Consider the following 17,210-nt stretch of genomic DNA (forward strand, 5'->3'; position numbering starts at 1 on the left):
TGCGCCGGACGCCGCCGTCCTGACATCAACCCGGGGGTATCCTGATGAGCTACACCAATGTCGAATCCAGGCCTGGCCAACAGCCGCGCCATGGCCAAGTGTTCAAGCCGGAATCGCGCGGCCAGTTCTGCGTGGACGGCGTCAACGCCCAATGCCCGCTGCAAAGCTGGCAGGTCAACGGCCTGGAAGGCGGCAAATTCTTCCCCGCCGGCGCGGGCGGCCTGCGCGACCCGCTGGCGCCGGACGACGTGGCCAATGTGGCCCCGCCGGCGGACGGCAAGATCGCCAGCGCCGGCCAGGCCTTCGCCGCGGTGCTGGACGAGCAGAGCGCCGAGCGTTGGCACAAGCACCCGGTCAAATCCGGTCAGGCGCAGGAATTCCATTGGAGCTATCACGCTGTCCACCTGACCCGGCGCTGGAACTACTTCATCACCAAGCCCGGCTGGAATCCCAGCCAGCCGCTGAGCCGCGCCCAGTTCGAGTCCGAGCCTTTCTATAAAGTGGAACTGACCGCCCAGCCTTACTGGTCCCACGGCGCCGAACTGATGCCGCCGGACCCCACCATCCATAACGTCAGGCTGCCGGAGCGCCAGGGCTATCACGTGGTGCTGGCGGTCTGGGAAGTGGCCGACACCGGCAACGCCTTTTATCAGGTGATCGATTTCGACTTCAGCTGATCGACGCGCATCGCGCAAGGCGCGGCGGCCTGGGCCGCCGCTGTCGTCTCCATGAAAGGAAGGGCAGATGAATCAATTCGCCAAGCCGGAACGGCGCGCGCTGAGCGACGACGCCTCATTGATGCCGGAGATCGCGGGCAACTTCTTGATGGGCTTCTGGCACAACTGGCCGTCGGAGCCGGGCAACGGCTACCAGCGCGGCCAGTCCGCGGACCTGCCGCTGGCGGAAACCCCGGCCGACTACAATATCGTGGCGGTGGCCTTCATGAAGGGCGCCGGCATTCCCACTTTCAAACCCTACAATCTGAGCGATCAGGCCTTCCGCGAACAAGTGGGCGAACTCAATCGCCAGGGGCGGGCAGTGCTGATCTCGCTGGGCGGCGCGGACGCCCACATCGAACTGCATGCCGGGCAAGAGCAAGCGCTGGCCGACGAAATCATCCGCCTGGTGGAAACCTACGGCTTCGACGGCCTGGACATCGATCTGGAGCAAAGCGCCATCGCCGCCGCCGATAACAGCGCGGTGATCCCGGCCGCGCTCAAGCGGGTCAAAGACCGTTACGCCGCCGAGGGCCGCGGCTTCATCATCAGCATGGCGCCGGAATTCCCCTACCTGAAGACCGGGGACAAATACGCGCCTTACCTCGCCGCGCTGGACGGCTATTACGACTTCATCGCCCCGCAGTACTACAACCAGGGCGGCGACGGCGTCTGGGTGGACGAGCTGAACGCCTGGCTGTCTCAGGACAACCAGGAGCAAAAAGAAGACTTTCTTTATTACCTGACCGATAGCCTGATCAACGGCAGCCGCGGCTTCCTGCGCATTCCGGCGGACAAGTTCGCCATCGGCCTGCCGGCCAACAACGACGCCGCCGCCACCGGCTATGTGGCGGACCCCGGCGCGGTGTACCGCGCCTTCAGCCGCCTGGCTGCCGACGGCAATCCCATCCGCGGCTTGATGACCTGGTCCGTCAACTGGGACGCCGGACGCGACGCCGGCGGCCGGCCGTACGACTGGGGCTTTGTCCGCGACTACGCCGAACTGATCCACGGCGAAAGCGGCGGCAACCGGCCGGGCGCGCCGCAAAACCTCAAGGTGGACAGCCGCAGCGACACCGCCATCAGCCTGAGCTGGGACGCCTCCCAGGGCGGCGAACAGCCGGTGGCGCATTACCAGCTGCACCGCGACGGCCAGCCGGCGGGGGAGACCAGCGCGCTCAACTACCTGGACAGCGGCCTGCGGCCCGGCACCGCCTACCGTTATTTCGTCACCGCGCTGGACGCCGCCGGCCACGCCTCCGGCCCCAGCAACAGCGTGAGCGCCAGCACCAGCGGCGGCGGGCCGGAGCCGGAGTTTCCGGAGTGGTTGAACGAGCACGACTACCAGGTGGACGACGGCGTCAGCTACCAGGGCCAGCTTTACCGCTGCCTGCAAGCGCACCGTTCCAACCCCGGGTGGACGCCGGACGTGGCCTTCACCCTGTGGCGGCTGGCCTGAGCCTAGCCTGGCGGCCCGCCGCGGCGGCGGCGGGCTGATTAAAGCTTGCGGGATGAGCGGCGCCGCTTACGGCCGCTTGGCCGCCCAACTGGCGAAGCGCTGCTCCAGCGCCTCGCCGTGATCGGTCCAGAAGGCGGCGTCCATCGCCAGCGAGCCGGCCATATTGGCCGAGTGGCTGGGCAGCTCGGACTGAACCGCCGCCGGCAACAGGCTGAGCGCCTTGCGGTTGCTGGGGCCGTAGGGCATCTGCTCCGAATACAGCTTTTGCTGCTCCGGCCGGCTGGCGAAGGCGATGAACTTCAGCGCCTCGTCCTTGTTGGGCGAGCCCTTGGGAATGGCCCAGTAGCTGAACTCGCTGATATTGTTGCGCCACACCATGCGCAGCTTGCGGCCCTCGCGCCGCGCCAGGCTGATGCGGCCGTTGTAGGAAGAACTCATCACCACGTCGCCGGACAGCAGGTATTGCGGCGGCTGGGCGCCGCTTTCCCACCACTGGATATAGGGCTTGAGCTGATCCAGCTTGCGAAAGGCGCGGTCCACCCCGGCCGGCGTGGCCAAGGTTTTGTAAACCTCGGCCGGCGGCACGCCGTCCGCCAATAGCGCGATCTCCAGCGTGTAGGGCGCGCCGCGGCGCAATGCCCGCTTGCCGGGGAAACGCTTCACGTCCCAGAAATCGCGCCAGCTTTGCGGCGCGGTTTTCAGCTTGTCCTCGTTGTAAGCCAGCACCATGGAGGCCAGGAACATGCCGATGGCGCAAGGCTGGGCCGCGCCGGGCACAAAGTCCGCCTTGTCGCCTATCCGCCTGTAATCCAGCCTCTCCAGCAAGCCCTCCTCACAGCCGCGCCCCTGCGCCGCGGCGTCCACCTCCACCGCGTCCCAGCGCGAGCGGCCGGTGGCCGCCATCGCCTTGATCTTGGCGAACTCTCCGTTCCAGGCGTCCGCGACGATGCGCACGCCGCTTTGACGTTGATAGGGCGCGTAATAGGCGCGCGATTGCGCCGCCTGGTTCTCGCCGCCGTAGGACACCACCACCAGCTGGTTGGCGGAGGCGACGCCGCCGGCCAGCAGGCTGGCGGCGATGCTCAGATGCGTCAATTTCATGATCGGTCTCCTCTGATGCTGCGTGGCCGGCTTATCCGCGCCGGCCGGGACAGTCTAGGAAGCGATCAAAAAACTGTAAAATTTATTTTGATTTTATTAAAAAACTGTTGCGGCATCAGCAGGCTTTGAGCGGGCCGGGCGCTGCGCAAGCCCGCGCGGGAAAAAACGAAAACCGCTGAGGGAGCGGCTTTGCTGGGGGGCATTTCGACGCGGTACTCGCCGTGCAACGCTTCACGACGCGCAGCAGATCGCAAACAGGCTCTTCAAAGTCTCGCGGGCTAAGGCGAGACAAGGCGAAAACGAGCGAAAAAGCGGAATGTACACGTGCTACATGCGCATTCTGAAGATGGTTTCAACGCCGTATCGCTGAAGCGCAGCAGACTTTGGCCTGGTTCTCAGAAGCTGGGCGGAGTAATCACCCATATCACGATGGTCTCGCTGCTGCCCGGGTTGCGGTAGCGGTGCGGCTCGCTGCTGGAATAGGCGAAGCTGTCGCCCTGTTCCAGATGGAACTGGCGCTCGCCGACAAACAACTCCAGCGAGCCCTTGAGCACAAAGCCGGCTTCCTCGCCGTTATGGCTGTAGCCCTCGTCGCAGCTGGCGCCGGGCGGGATCAGGCAATGGATCATCTCCAATTGGCGCTGGTTCTTGGGCGTCAGCAAATGGTCGACGAAACCGCTCTGGTAATCCAGCCGCGGCCGTTGATCGCGGCGCACGATGTAGTCCTTCTCGTCCTCGGCCTGTTCGGCGGCGCCGTTGAAAAACCACTGCACCGTCACGCCCAGGCTGCGGGCGATATTCACCAGCGCGTTGATGGACGGTTGGGCCAGCTCGCGTTCGATCAGGCTGATGTGGCCCACGGACAGGCCGCTGGTTTCGGCCAGCCGGCTCAGCGTCAGGCCCTGGCGTTTGCGCAGTTGTCGGATGCGGGCGCCCAGCTGCAGCGGGGCGTCGGCGGCGGATGTTGCGTTTTTGCTCACGATGAAATCCTGTGCCGCGGCGTGTGTTCGCGGTTCTGACTTGTATTTTATTAAAAAAATTTGCAATAAATTTTAATTTAAGCAAAATCAAACTGCCATAGAGCTGGCGTCCGCCAAACCCGATCAAAGGTCCACGCGATGAGCACCTTGTTCCCCTTGCTGTTCTCCCCGCTGCGCATCGGCCCGGCGCTGCTGAAGAATCGTATCATGTCCACCGGCCACGACACCGTGCTGCCGGTGGACGGCCGGGTCAGCCCGGCGCTGGTGGCCTACCACCGGGCGCGGGCGCGCGGCGGCGTCGGCCTGATCGTGCTGCAAGTCTCCGGCGTCCACGAAACCGCGCACTACACCTCGCACGCCCTGATGGCCACCGACGACAGCTGCGTGCCCGGCTACCGGCAACTGGCCGAGGCCGTGCACGCCGAAGGCTGCAAGCTGTTCGCCCAGCTGTTCCACCCCGGCCGCGAAATCATGGAAAGCGCCGACGGCCTGCTGAGCGTGGCCTACGCGCCTTCGGCGACCCCCAGCGAGCGCTTCCACGTGCAGCCGCGCGCGCTGAGCCGCGAAATGATAGATGAAATCATCGCCGGCTACGGCGCGGCCGCAAGGCGGCTGCGCGCCGCCGGCGTGGACGGCGCCGAGATCGTCGCCAGCCACGGCTATCTGCCGGCGCAATTCCTCAACCCCCAAGTCAACCGCCGTGAAGACGGCTACGGCGGAGGCGACGCCGGCCGGCTGCGCTTCCTGCGCGAAGCGGTGGCCGCCGCCCGCGCCGGCGGCGGGCCGGGCTTTGTGGTGGGCCTGCGCATCTCCGCCGGCGAGGAAGAAGGCGAGGGCATGGACGCCGAGCGGGCGCTGGCGGCCACGCGGGCGCTGGAGAGCGAACTGGACTACGTCAGCCTGGTGGCCGGCAGCTCCGCCACCCTGGGCGCGGCCATCCACATCGCGCCGCCGATGGCGCTGCCGGCCGCCTACCTGGCGGCGCAGGCGGCGCGTTTCAAGCGCGCGCTGAACATCCCGGTGCTGCTGGCCGGGCGCATCAACCAGCCGCAAGAGGCCGAGCAAGTGCTGGCCGGCGGCCAGGCCGACGCTTGCGGCATGACCCGCGCGCTGATCTGCGATCCGGAGCTGCCGGCCAAGGCCGAGCAGGGCCGGCATGAGGATATCCGCGCCTGCATAGGCTGCAACCAGGCCTGCATCGGCCGCTTCCACCGCGGCCTGCCCATCTCCTGCATCCAGCACCCGCAAAGCGGCCGCGAACTGGAATACGGCGAACTGCGGCCGGCCGCCGCGCCGCGGCGAGTGCTGGTGGCCGGCGGCGGCCCGGCCGGCATGAAGGCGGCGGTGATCGCGGCGCAGCGCGGCCACCAGGTCAGTCTGTACGAAGCCGGCCCGCAACTGGGCGGCCAGGCGCTGCTGGCGCAACTGCTGCCCGGCCGCGCGGAATTCGGCGGGCTGATCACCAACCTGGAACGGGAACTGCAACTGGCCGGCGTGGAAGTGAGGCGCAACGTCAGGGTGGACCGCGAACTGGTGCGGCGGCTGGCCCCGGACGCGGTGGTGGTGGCCACCGGCGCGCGGCCGCGCTGGCCGGCGCTGGAAGGCGGCGGCGCCATGCAAGTGCTGGACGCCTGGCAAGTGCTGCGCGGCGAAGCGGTGCGGGGCGGCAAGGTGCTGGTGGCGGACTGGCGCTGCGACTGGATCGGCCCCGGCATCGCGCTGCGGCTGGCCGCCGCCGGCCACCAGGTGAGGCTGGCGGTCAACGGCACCCATGCCGGCGAAGCGCTGCAAATGTATGTGCGAGACCACCTGGCCGGCCAACTGCAACGCGCCGGCGTGACGGTGACGCCGTACGCGCGCCTGTACGGCCACGACGACGACAGCGTGTATCTGCTGCACACCGCCAGCGAGGAAGCCATGGTGGAGAGCGAAGTGGACTGCCTGGTGCTGTGTCAGGGGCACCAGGCCGAGGATGGTTTATGGGAGGAACTGAGCGGCTGCGGCGCCGAACTGCACGCGATAGGCGATTGCCTGGCGCCGCGCACCGCGGAAGAAGCCGTTTATGAAGGTATGCGGCTGGGCTGGCGTTTGTAGCCGCCGTCAGCCGGCGATATGCGCCGTCAGAACCTGTTCAAAGTCTCGCGAGCAAGGGCGAGACAAGGCGAAAACAAGCGAAAAAGCGGAATGTACACGTGGTACATGAGCATTTTGAGCTTGTTTTGAACGCCGTATCGCTGAAGCGCAGCAGACTTTGAACAGGTTCTCAGGCCGCTGACGTCGGCGGCTACCTGTTCGCCCAAAGTGTGGCCGTCCGGGTAATCGCCACCGTTCTGGCGGCGGAAGGGAATGGGCGCTTCGTCGAACACCCCAAGCAGCCTTTGCCGCCAGGCGTCCTTGGCCGCGTCTATATCGGCGGCGGAAAGACGGTTGGCGTCGTACACCGCATGCGTGGGCAGCACGTCCATGCCGGGGTAGAACAGGCAGCCGTGTGTCACAGGAAACAACAGTTGCTCCAGCGGCCCGTTGATGCCGCGCGGGCCGTAGTCCCGCTCCTGTCCGCCCACCATCGCGGCCAGCATCGCGCGTTTGCCGCTCAGCGCACCGTCGCCGTAGCGCCAGCGGTTGCCCTCGTTGCGGTAGCCATAGGCGAAGCCGTAAAAACCTGTTTACGATCTTGCGAGCTAAGGCGAGACAAGGCGAAAACGGCTGAAGAAGCGGAATGTACATGTTGTACATGAGCATTCTGAAGACGTTTTCAACGCCGTATCGCCAACGCGCAGCTGATCGTGAACAGGTTTTAAGCGTAGACTCGGTCAATCCAACCTTTATGCAAGGCGGGAAGGGCGTACCACCATAGCGGAAACAGCATGATCAACAATCCATCGCCAGCCGCTTGCGCTGCTTTGTCGCGCCAGCGCGGCGAATTGGGTGGTCAGCGAGGCCGGGTCCGGGTGGGCGTGGATGATGAGAGCTTGTCGGTTCATGCGGCCTCCAAGAGTTTCACGGTGGAAAGCCGCCAGTCTGACGCGCGGTCAACTATTCGTGAAATCACGGTTTTTATTGCTTACTATTCATCAGATGGATACCAAACGACTCGACCTCAATCTGCTGGTAACGCTGGAAGCCTTGCTGGTGGAACAGAACGTGACGCGCGCGGCCGCGCGGCTGAGCTTGAGCCAGCCGGCGGTGAGCGCGCAATTGAACCGCCTGCGCGAGTTGTTTGACGACCCGCTGCTGGTGGCCGTCCACCGCGGCATGTATCCCACGGCCAAGGCGCTGGAAATGTTCGAGCCCCTGCGCAAGGCGCTCAACGAAGTGCGCGCCACCGTGGCCGGACATCAGGATTTTGAGCCGGCCAGCGCGGACCTGACCGTGGCCATCGCCTGCACCGATTACCTGCAAGCCGCGCTGCTGATCCCGCTGGCGCGGGAACTGCGCAAAAGCGCGCCCGGCGTGAGGGTGGCGGTGCGCGCGCTGGACCTGCACCGGCTGGAAGCGCAACTGGAGCAGGGCGATCTGGACCTGGCGCTGCTGACCCCGCCGGCCGCCCCGTCCAAGCTGCAAAGCTGCCGTCTGTTTGACGAACACTATGTGCTGATAGGCCGCCGCGACCACCCCACCCTGAAAGAAGGGCTGAGCGTGGAAGAATACGCGGCCTTGGACCACGTCATCGTGTCCTTGGACGGCAACGGCTTCTTCACCCCGGTGGACCGCACGCTGGCGGCGCTGGGCCTGCGCCGCAACGTGGCCTTGTCCGCCGCGTCCTTCCTGTTTGTGCCGGAAATGGTGGCCCAGTCCGACTTTGTCGCGCTGGTGCCGCAGCGCCTGGTGCAAGACCGCGGCGACGCGCTGAAGCAAGTGGAGTTTCCGCTGCCCACCGAAAGCTTTGAAGTGGGCATGGCCTGGCACGACCGCACCCAGCAGCACCCCGGCCATCGCTGGATGCGGGACTTCATCATCACCCTGGTCAATGCGCAGGCGGGGTTGGCGGCGGATGCGGTGCCTCTCTCTTAGACCCGCTAACAAAACCCCTGATCCTGCGTTGCGCCTCCTTGCCGTACGACTTGTACGGCTGCGTCGGCGCGCCTTGGCTCAGGCTCTCTGCGAGGTTTTGTTAGCAGCTCTTAGAGCCGGTTTGCGATCTGCTGCGCGTCGTGAGACGTCACACGGTGAGTACCGCTTCGCAATGCTCATGTACCCGCGCGTACATTCCATTTTCTCAGCCGCAACGCCTTGTCTCGCCTTAGCTCGCGAGATCGTAAACACGTTCTTAGAACCGGTTACGTTCTGCTGCGCTAATGGCTTGTTCCTGCCGGGGCCGGCGGCTGGTGGGTATCGCCTGCGGCTCCACCCACCCTACCCATGACGAGCGGCCGCGCGTAGGGTGGGTGGAGCGTAGCGATACCCACGCGGAACCCCGCTGCGCCGCACAAGATGATGGCGGCGATCCACCTTACCGGACCCCGCCGGCTTGACGCCCTCCCACTCCTCCTCAACAATAGCCCCCGCGCCGCAGCAATCGCGGCGCTCGGGATTAGCCTCCCGCTTATGAGTTCTTACTGCGGATGCGCTGTTTCCACAGCGTATCCGCTGCCATTGCTTTGCCTATTCGGGCGGGCCATGGCAAGTGGCGCCCTCGCGGGCGCGCCGGCTTTCGTAAGAACTCACCGGTAGGCTAACTCTTGTCATGTGCCCGCCCTGCCGCCTTGCGGCCGGGCCCTTCTGCTCAGGAGGTTGCAAATGGTAAAGCTAGTCCGTCCGGTGCTAGGCATCGAACTCACTCCATCCGCTACGGAAACCAAAGACGTCCATCAGGACGCCTCTCCACTCCCGCCGCTAGGGCCGCGCTCGCGCTACCGGTTTGCCGGCCCCCACGCCAAAGACCTCAGCCTGCCCTTCATCCGCCGCATCAAAGGCCGCACCTATCCGCATTACTGGCAGCCGGCCGAAGCCAAGGATGAATGTGAAGCCCGCGCCTTGGGCCATCAGTACGCCGCCCATCTGGCGCAGATGCTGAAACTCAACCGCCAGCACTCCGCGCGCGGCCTGCTGTTCCGCATCGCCAGCGATATGGATTTCAGCGCCCGCGGCCACCGCCGCCGCCTGTGCAAGAGCTTCTTCAACTATCTGGAGTTGTTGTTGAATCTGGGGGTGGAGCAGGTGGACCTGCCGAGGCATGTGGAGGCGGTGCAACGCTTCCATCTCAGCCTGGACGAGTTGGAGGCCTTGCCGCGTAAGTTGGGGCGGAAGAAGAGGGGATAAGCTGGGAAGGGTAGCCGGCCCCTTCGGGGCTGGCTGTTGGGGAAGGGTAGGGTTCTTCCAGCAAACAGCCGCATCCGTATCCAGCAAAGCAGGGGCGTTTCGGTTGACACTCCCTCGCTGAACTGAGAACCTTCCCGCTTCCATTTTTTTGTTATTGCCCGCCATGAAAATCACCGCCAACACCGCCGTCACCCTGCGCATGAAAGTCACCGACAGCCAGGGTCTGGTTTACGACGATGGCAAGAAGCCCGTCTCCTACCTGCACGGCGATTACGACAACCTGTTCGCCAAGCTGGAAGCCGCGTTGGAAGGCCAGGAATCAGGTTTTCAAACCACGCTGGAACTGGCTACCGAAGACACCTTCGGTGAACGCGACGAAGCCCTGGTCACCACCATGCCCAAGTCGGACTTCCCGCCCGGCGTGAAGGTAGGCGGCCAAATCCAGCGCATCGGCCCGGACGGCGAGCCGCGTTACTACTTCGTTACCAAGATCAAAGGCCCCACGGTATTGTTGGACGGCAACCACCCGCTATGCGGCAAAGCCCTGCGCTTTGTCGTCAAAGTGGTGGACGTGCGCGCGGCAACGGCTGAGGAAATCGCTCACCAGCATGTGCACGGTGAGCACGGGCATCAGCATTGATAGTACCGGCCTCACACAAAAAAAGCCCTCCTCAAACGGAGGGCTTTTTTTTGTCTGGGGTCTGGTGGTTTGGGGGAGAGGATTAGTTGGTGAGAGATTTGCCAACTTTGATATCTCGACACATTCCAAGAAGCGTTCAACTTAATTTGAATCATTTTGACGTTGGATAATTAAATAAAAACAACCTGAATTGTTCGGTATTTTTTTATTAAACAAGAACAATATTATATAGAACGAAATTAGTTCTTTTTGCCAGAGTTGTTCGTTAAAAATATCAAGCAGAAAAATTAATTGGATCTAAAGTGTCAGTACGTATCTATCTTATTGGTGATGCGTCAATTTTATTTAATTTTCTTGGGAGTGCGACATGAGCGAATTTTTCGAAAAAGCCTCTTCGGTAATGGGTAGTACGCGCGTTTATGATGTTCGTATGATGGATACCGTCACTGTCAAGGCAAGGTATAAGGCCATTACCGCATCCGGTGATTCCAGAATTGGAATCTGGCCAGGCTATCAGGCTACAGGCAACCCGATTGCAAAAGCAGATGCCAAAGATTTGGAGGGGGAAGTCACTCTCGTGGTCCAAGGTTACGATTTTTCTGACGGACCATATACAGTCGGCTTTATTGTGAACAACAATACAGGTGACGATTCGATTTGCGCCACCGTTCTCATGGACAATGGGCAATATGTGAAATCAGAAGCAACAACGCTGAGTGTTATCGGTCAGAAAAATATGGATGGGAAATCATATCTTACCGTTAAATACTCCACGCCCGATGGTAATACTCCGAGTCGTAGTCTTGACTGGATATATCTGTTTAATGGAGACAGGGTTGTTCCTCCCGGGCAGGCCGTACAACATTTCCCCATTCCGAGCAACGATAGCAGCGGGACTGTCATTATTCAGACGGATAAACCCCTGACGTTTAAAAATGACTATATTGTTGAATACAATCCTGGTCGGTCGACTACGGCGATCAGTGCCTATTACACTTTCAAGTTTAAAGGGCAGTAATAAATAATTAAGATGTCGCACATGGCTTTGTGGGCTAGATGTTCAGGCCATGTGCGAAAATTATTTCGCATTTAAATGTAAGTCGTTTTCTTATCTACTCCTCTCACTCGTATTTTGGATAGAACTCTTAAGTAAAGAGTTGATTATGAGCTTCCCCGCCTATCTCAAATATCCCGATTCTTCCTACCTGCACGGCGTTGGGACAAGCTGTTCGCCAAGTTGGAAGTCGTGCTTGAAGGCCTGGAGTCGGGTTTTCAAGCCACGCTAGAACGAGCCTCCGAAGACACCTTCGGCGCCCGCGACCAAGCCCTGGTCACCACCATGCCCAAGTCGGACTTCCCACCCGGCGTAAAGGTAGGCGGCCGAATCCAGCGCATCGGCCCGGATTGCGAGCCGCGTACTACTTCGTCACCAAGATCAAAGGCCCCACGGTATTGTTGGACGGCAACCACCCGCTATGCGGCAAAGCCCTGCGCTTTGTTGTCAAAGTGGTGGACGTGCGCGCGGCCACGGCTGAGGAAATCGCTCACCAGCATGTGCACGGCGAGCACGGGCATCAGCACTGATTCCCCCGCTTCATTCAGACAAAGCCCTCCCCATTGGGGAGGGCTTTGTTTTGTTTGGACCCCACCTATTATTTGGCGTTGCTTATCGGCAGGGCGGCATTTTTCGGACTGCGGCCCGCAGGCTCTGACATATTTGGAGATGGAGGCGTGGGCACATGTCACCCGGCGGCGGCGCACTGGGAGGTAGGCCTTGCTTCGGCGTCTGGATAATGCGTACCTATTCATCCAAGCGATGGATGAAGGCGAGTTTATGCAAGATATTCTTGAAGACGGCGAGGCCGCGGCCCTTGATGAGAATGCTTAGAACGTGTTTACGATCTCTCGAGCTAAGGCGAGACAAGGCGAAAACGGCTGAGAAAGCGGAATGTACATACGGTACATGAGCATTTCGAAGATGGTTTCAACGCCGGATCGCCGATGCGCAGCAGATCGTAAACACGTTCTTAGTGCGTGAACCATGCCGCCTGAGTTGTGCTATGATTTGTACAATCATTGTCGATTTGAGCGAGGAACACCGTGAAAGCGCTTACCTATAGCCACACCCGCCAGCACCTGGCCGAAGTCATGCGTCAAGTGAACGAAGACCGGGCGCCGGTGATAGTCACCACCCAGCGCGGTGAACCGGTGGTGATCATGTCGCTGGCCGACTACAACGCGCTGGAAGAAACCGCCTACCTGACGCGCTCCCCTGAAAATGCCAAGCGTCTGGCCGATGCGGCGGCAAGGTTTCACAGCGGGGCGGCCAAAGAGAGAACGCTTCTCGAAGACGAGGGCGAGTAATGCAGATCAAGTTTGATGACAACGCATGGGAGGATTACCTCTACTGGCAGCAGAGCAGCAAGCCTACCCTCAAGCGCATCAACGCTCTGATCAAGGACATCCAGCGCAACCCGTTTGAGGGGATCGGCAAGCCTGAGCCGCTTAAGCACCAGTTTGCTGGCTTCTGGTCGCGTCGCATCGATGATGAGCATCGGCTGGTCTACGCTGTCCAGAGCAATGTTCTGACCATCTTGCAGTGCCGCTACCACTACTAAGAGCTGCTAACAAAAGCTCGCAGCGTACCTGAGCCAAGGCGCGCCGACGCAGGCAGTACACGTAGTACGACAAGGAGGCGCAAGGCAGCATCAGGGGTTTTGTTAGCGGGTCTAAGAACCTGTTTACGATCTGCTGCGCGTCGTGGAGCGTTACACGGTGAGTACGTCTTCAAAATGCTCATGTACCGTGTGTACACTCCGCTGTTTCAGCCGCAACGCCTTGTCTCGCCTTAGCTCGCGAGATCGTAAACACGTTCTAAGCACAATTGCCAAGGCATTGAGTCCGCTGCGCGGATGATGATTTAGTAGGGTCCGCGGCCTACCGTGTACGGCTACTTTCGTTTCGCAGGATGCCGCCGGCTTGACGCCCTCCCGCTCCTCGACACCTTCAGCGCCCGCGACGAAGCCCTGGTCACCACCATGCCCAAGTCGGACTTCCCGCCTGGCGTGAAGGTAGGCGGCCAAATCCAGCGCATCGGCCCGGATGGCGAGCCGCGCTACTACTTCGTCACCAAGATCAAAGGCCCCACGGTATTGTTGGACGGCAACCACCCGCTATGCGGCAAAGCCCTGCGCTTTGCCGTCAAAGTGGTGGACGTGCGCGCGGCAACGGCTGAGGAAATCGCTCACCAGCATGTGCACGGCGAGCATGGGCATCAGCATTGATTCCCCAGCCTCATATAAACAAAGCCCTCCCGATTTGGGAGGGCTTTGTTTTGCCTGGGGCCTGGCGGTTTGGGTGTTGCTTATCTGTTGTTGAGTGCTTTGCCACTTGTGAGATCAACTTTGATGTCTCAAAGCATATTATCTTTGATGGCTAACATTAGGTATTTGTGTTGATGTTGGTTTTTGATTGCGGTGAATTCGTCAGAGATTCGGCCGCTTCTGTTTGTAAAATTTTTCATTGTTATTTCTGAGGCAGGGGTCTTTACAAAAGCTACGGTAAGGAACTGAGAGTATACGTTTAAATATTCATAAAACCTGATGGCCAGAATCATGGGTGTCGAGAGTGGAACCAAGTAGCTGCTGTTTTTTATTGCCATTATTTGAATGGCAGTGATACTTGTCAGACTGTATCGGTACAGCTTTATAGATATACTGTTTTTGGATGATTAGCTTTGCTAGGGTTTTCAATTGCTAAAGCTGCTGGTTATGGTTCGGGTCATTGGATTTGGCTTGGAGTGTTAATGTTTACTTAAGGTGTTTGTAATGGAAAATCAAATGACTGTTGAAAATGCTTACATGGCTTTTGAGCTTGGGGCCGTTATCTCTGGTGTTGATTTTGTTTCCGAGTTCTACGGAAATTCTTCTTATAACTGGAATTTGATTCAAGTTTTGACGGCTTTGAGGCCGCATCGTGCAGGCTATCGCATCCTGATTACAACCTCCATCAAAGAGTCCAAGCGCGAAGAAGTCAAGAAATTGATTTTTAATTTTATGGGCGGCAATGAAGATTATGATTTGCTGATGCGTGCCGATGATGATAATCGCGACTACATGGAAATAAAGAATGAATGGTTCCATAATGGAAAAATAAAATATCCTGTTCGGATGTTCTTTGAGCGCTCCAATGCTCATGCCGATATGTGGCGCGGACTGGGGCTGAACAGCGCCCAGGTTTGATGAAGTAAAAAGCCCTCTTTTGAGGGCTTTTTGGCACTCCTTTAGTCGCAATCACCCGCTGTGCGGTAAAACCCTGCGTTTTGTCATCTAAGGGGTGGATGTGAGCGCGGCCACGGCTGAGGAATGTGCATGGCGAGCACGGGCATCCGCACTGAAAGTACCGGCCTCATACAAACAAAAGCTCTCCTGAATAGGGGACTTTTGTTTGTATGAAGTCTGATTTTTGGGGTGGAGATTTGCTGCATACTGCCGGTACGTTGCGCACAGGCTGTTGTTCTGTACCGCCCGAGACATGGTTTTTCACTGTAGGTGAAAGGGCTTCTGATGATGCCGTTGAGTCTAGGAGTGCAACAGGTAGATCTAGCGCGGAATGTGCCGGTGGTGCAGTTACTATTCCTGAGCCCGAATGAGATGGAGTGCCTACAAAGGTAGGTAGGGGGGAAATAGAAGGACTAAACCGAGGCAGGTAGATTGCTGGACTGATTGTTTGTCAATCTACCAAGGTTATGTGGTTATAGTATGCTGATAAGTATTATTTTCTAGAGGAGCTTTCCCTACACGCTTATGTAGTGGCTATGCATAGCTTTCGGTTGTAGAGCAATTTGGTGTATTATTTTCACGATGTTATGAAAATTTTTCGATATGTATTTTTATATCAAAATATGCTTGGTTATTTTATGAGACATAGTCTTTTTGTTGTGCTGATTACTCCTTTTGTTGCTGCTTGTCAACCACCGGTGGTTCCTCTTAAGACCTACTCATTTAACGTGAAATTTGATGTGAATGGAAAGTCGTATGATGTGAGTGAGAAATTTAATTGTCATTATGAGGATGTGTCATGGATATCAACAAAAGGGGCCGAGTGGCATATCCGAGAGGGCTCTGATGTGGTGAGGATTTATGGTGTTATAGATAATGATATTTCATTTGAAATCATTCCTAATCAACCATGGCCAAAGAGCTTCTGTTTTGATGAATCTGGGCCTTTGGATGTGCAAGTTTTTATAAAAAATAAAAATGGCTTAGTAGAAAGTTTTGATAAAAATAGAGTGGTTTCTTCATTTTATAATTTTCGTTTGGTTGATGCAAGAATTGATTCTCGTGCTTGGGGGATTGATTTTTTTGAAAAAAAACATAAGCTACTTGAATTGGCAACAAGGTCATATTACACAGTTGTAGTTAATTTTTATGGTGAAGATAAATGGAGCCGGAATGAAGGGGCTGCTGATTTTGTTGAAGAGAGAAAAATAATCTGGTTTGAAAAAAATAAAGCTTTCCCTTTCAGTGGCTGGGGGAAGGATGACGTGGAACTTGCAAGAATACGTTGGGATGATGACAATTTGAAGGAGGATGGTGCGTTTGCCAGACAAAATGTGCTCAAGCCAAGTGGAGCTGCATGGGTTATTTCCACATCAAATGTAGAGGCTATAAATTGGCTTCAGGAACCAGCTATGGCTGGGGGTGAGGAAGGTATAGAGTTGACCTCCTCTGAAAGGCGTAGCAGTTGGGTGAGTTATAGGGGGAGTAAAATTGAGCTGCCTATACGAGATTATTATCGAATTTTTTATGAGCCGGACGAAAATAGATTGGTCGAGTTTGTTGCTCAATCAGTCAAGCTAAGATAAATTAGCTTTTGTTATGTTGAAAAATGGTACATGTTTTAGAGAAAAACTTAGCAGAGTAGCTAGAAGCTGCTTATGTTATTGAATGTGTAAAGTGTAGAAACTAAAATCTGATCTGACAGTTTTCCATTTTGATTGTGCCTGACTTTCAGGTCAAATCGGAACTTATACATATTAGCGCAAGGGCAGAGATAGCCGTTTGGGCTGATGATCTGCCATCTCTTCATCTGACTGGCGGCAACTCGGCCATAGCTGTCTTTACGACAGCTTGTTGGCCAAGGACTGATTTACGTAGAAACCCATCGTCAGACTTGGGCAAGGCTGTTAGCTACCTCCAACGCAGCCTTAACTCGTATTAGTACTGATGTGGGTAGTCTCTTATCCTTTAGCAGTTCTATGTAGGCATCTGACAGCTCTCCTTGCAATTTCACCTTGCCATCTGGCTGAATAATAAACAGATGCTTGTCATATAGTCGGTGTAGATCCGCTCGCAGCAAAATTCCGTTTTCCAGCCACTCCATTCCGTCTTCGGCCACTGGAATAATGTGTGCGGCCTCCAGCGCACGTTCCGTTGTTTCACCGGTGATGCCGCAGCACTTATCCAGGCTCAGCAACGCATGACGGAACCGGAGCTGATTTCGGTCCACGACTGTTTTGCTGGAGCGAGTTCTTTTCTCCTCCTCCTTGTCGCGCCAGGTCCACTGGACCGTACCGTCGTATTTCTCCGTATCAACCCCTTTCCAACTGGCTTCACCGCTATGAGCGCCTTGCGGAATCACGATAGTGGAAACACCCCATAAGGCATCCTCGTACTGGATATGCAGGTTATTGTCGTGCTTATAGGTAATTCTCACGACAAAGCCTCCATCACCTCTTCGTTCAACCTGACTATAGGTCTTGTAGTTGACGAAATGGGGTGTCCTAGGCTTGGCATCATCAGCTGCCGGCCACTCTTCCAGTGTTGAAGTGATTTGGATATTTTCCGACAAGCTGTTAAGGTCGAGTGGAACAAACTCTGTAACATTCATCCATGCAACTTCAAGATACTTTTTATACATTGTCATGCTCCAGAAATTGTTCTGCTTACATACGTTAATAACAGACCGACACTGATGAGTTTCAAGCTATAACAAAGTCATGCAAGTTGGTCGCATACATCTCTGTGTGATTAATATTCAAGTATAGGAAT

General features: G+C 57.8%; 17 protein-coding genes and 1 pseudogene. 13 read left to right on the forward strand and 5 right to left on the reverse strand.

Features of this window, described 5'->3' with window-relative positions; translation table 11 throughout:
* Positions 1–44 precede the first annotated feature (44 nt).
* A complete protein-coding gene (locus ACODRW_RS18790; RefSeq protein WP_235089590.1) occupies positions 45–677 on the forward strand; it encodes a lytic polysaccharide monooxygenase auxiliary activity family 9 protein in 633 nt (210 codons plus the stop codon).
* Positions 678–744: 67 nt separating this feature from the next.
* The gene (locus tag ACODRW_RS18795) at positions 745–2,175 is read left to right on the forward strand and encodes a carbohydrate-binding protein (protein WP_488906427.1); all 1,431 of its coding nucleotides are present in this window, start codon (positions 745–747) and stop codon (positions 2,173–2,175) included.
* Positions 2,176–2,241: 66 nt separating this feature from the next.
* Here the strand turns inward: ACODRW_RS18795 and ACODRW_RS18800 are convergent, their stop codons facing one another.
* Together ACODRW_RS18800 and ACODRW_RS18805 are read right to left on the reverse strand one after the other, a co-directional pair.
* The gene (locus tag ACODRW_RS18800) at positions 2,242–3,276 is read right to left on the reverse strand and encodes an ABC transporter substrate-binding protein (protein ID WP_488906428.1); all 1,035 of its coding nucleotides are present in this window, start codon (positions 3,274–3,276) and stop codon (positions 2,242–2,244) included.
* 395 nt (positions 3,277–3,671) lie between these two features.
* Complete coding sequence (locus ACODRW_RS18805; RefSeq protein ID WP_235089585.1) at positions 3,672–4,256, reverse strand: cupin domain-containing protein; 585 nt, start codon at positions 4,254–4,256, stop codon at positions 3,672–3,674.
* Positions 4,257–4,394: 138 nt separating this feature from the next.
* On the opposite strand from ACODRW_RS18805, the gene ACODRW_RS18810 reads away from it, so the two are divergent.
* Entirely contained in the window at positions 4,395–6,350 is a 1,956-nt protein-coding gene (locus tag ACODRW_RS18810) for an oxidoreductase (RefSeq protein ID WP_488906429.1), read from the forward strand.
* 26 nt (positions 6,351–6,376) lie between these two features.
* Here the strand turns inward: ACODRW_RS18810 and ACODRW_RS18815 are convergent.
* Both ACODRW_RS18815 and ACODRW_RS18820 read right to left on the reverse strand, forming a co-directional pair.
* Positions 6,377–6,901 (reverse strand): annotated as a pseudogene (locus ACODRW_RS18815) (NAD(P)H-dependent oxidoreductase); the annotation flags it as partial.
* Between the two features lie 152 nt (positions 6,902–7,053).
* The gene (locus tag ACODRW_RS18820) at positions 7,054–7,125 is read right to left on the reverse strand and encodes an NAD(P)H-dependent oxidoreductase (protein WP_370646608.1); all 72 of its coding nucleotides are present in this window, start codon (positions 7,123–7,125) and stop codon (positions 7,054–7,056) included.
* Between the two features lie 209 nt (positions 7,126–7,334).
* Here ACODRW_RS18820 and ACODRW_RS18825 point away from each other — a divergent pair, with 209 nt between their 5' ends.
* The 10 genes from ACODRW_RS18825 to ACODRW_RS18870 all read left to right on the forward strand — a co-directional run bounded on the left by ACODRW_RS18825 (position 7,335) and on the right by ACODRW_RS18870 (position 16,024).
* Positions 7,335–8,270, forward strand: a complete 936-nt coding sequence (locus tag ACODRW_RS18825; protein WP_107799912.1) for a LysR family transcriptional regulator — start codon at positions 7,335–7,337, stop codon at positions 8,268–8,270.
* A gap of 726 nt (positions 8,271–8,996) precedes the next feature.
* Complete coding sequence (locus tag ACODRW_RS18830; protein WP_488906430.1) at positions 8,997–9,518, forward strand: hypothetical protein; 522 nt, start codon at positions 8,997–8,999, stop codon at positions 9,516–9,518.
* A 163-nt stretch (positions 9,519–9,681) separates the two neighbouring features.
* The gene (locus tag ACODRW_RS18835) at positions 9,682–10,158 is read left to right on the forward strand and encodes an FKBP-type peptidyl-prolyl cis-trans isomerase (protein WP_048410490.1); all 477 of its coding nucleotides are present in this window, start codon (positions 9,682–9,684) and stop codon (positions 10,156–10,158) included.
* A 367-nt stretch (positions 10,159–10,525) separates the two neighbouring features.
* Positions 10,526–11,176 (forward strand): hypothetical protein, encoded by a 651-nt coding sequence (locus ACODRW_RS18840; RefSeq protein ID WP_488906431.1) that lies wholly within the window; start codon positions 10,526–10,528, stop codon positions 11,174–11,176.
* A gap of 386 nt (positions 11,177–11,562) precedes the next feature.
* On the forward strand, positions 11,563–11,742 hold the full coding sequence (locus ACODRW_RS18845) for a hypothetical protein (protein ID WP_488906432.1): 180 nt from the start codon (positions 11,563–11,565) through the stop codon (positions 11,740–11,742).
* 516 nt (positions 11,743–12,258) lie between these two features.
* Positions 12,259–12,522: a type II toxin-antitoxin system Phd/YefM family antitoxin gene (locus ACODRW_RS18850; RefSeq protein ID WP_019101444.1), complete on the forward strand. Its 264-nt coding sequence runs from the start codon at positions 12,259–12,261 to the stop codon at positions 12,520–12,522.
* Positions 12,522–12,776 (forward strand): Txe/YoeB family addiction module toxin, encoded by a 255-nt coding sequence (locus ACODRW_RS18855; protein ID WP_081575981.1) that lies wholly within the window; start codon positions 12,522–12,524, stop codon positions 12,774–12,776. The genes ACODRW_RS18850 and ACODRW_RS18855 overlap by 1 nt, the downstream gene beginning before the upstream one ends.
* A 420-nt stretch (positions 12,777–13,196) precedes the next feature.
* Positions 13,197–13,442 (forward strand): FKBP-type peptidyl-prolyl cis-trans isomerase, encoded by a 246-nt coding sequence (locus ACODRW_RS18860; RefSeq protein WP_488906433.1) that lies wholly within the window; start codon positions 13,197–13,199, stop codon positions 13,440–13,442.
* A 543-nt stretch (positions 13,443–13,985) separates the two neighbouring features.
* Positions 13,986–14,399 carry a phosphatase domain-containing protein gene (locus tag ACODRW_RS18865; protein WP_488906434.1) on the forward strand — a complete coding sequence of 138 codons (414 nt, stop codon included), beginning with the start codon at positions 13,986–13,988 and terminating at the stop codon, positions 14,397–14,399.
* A gap of 605 nt (positions 14,400–15,004) precedes the next feature.
* Positions 15,005–16,024, forward strand: a complete 1,020-nt coding sequence (locus ACODRW_RS18870) for a hypothetical protein (protein ID WP_488906435.1) — start codon at positions 15,005–15,007, stop codon at positions 16,022–16,024.
* 302 nt (positions 16,025–16,326) lie between these two features.
* On the opposite strand, the gene ACODRW_RS18875 is transcribed toward ACODRW_RS18870, so the two are convergent.
* Complete coding sequence (locus ACODRW_RS18875) at positions 16,327–17,079, reverse strand: HNH endonuclease (protein WP_488906436.1); 753 nt, start codon at positions 17,077–17,079, stop codon at positions 16,327–16,329.
* Positions 17,080–17,210: the final 131 nt, after the last annotated feature.

This window comes from Chromobacterium sp. FG89, assembly GCF_057808735.1.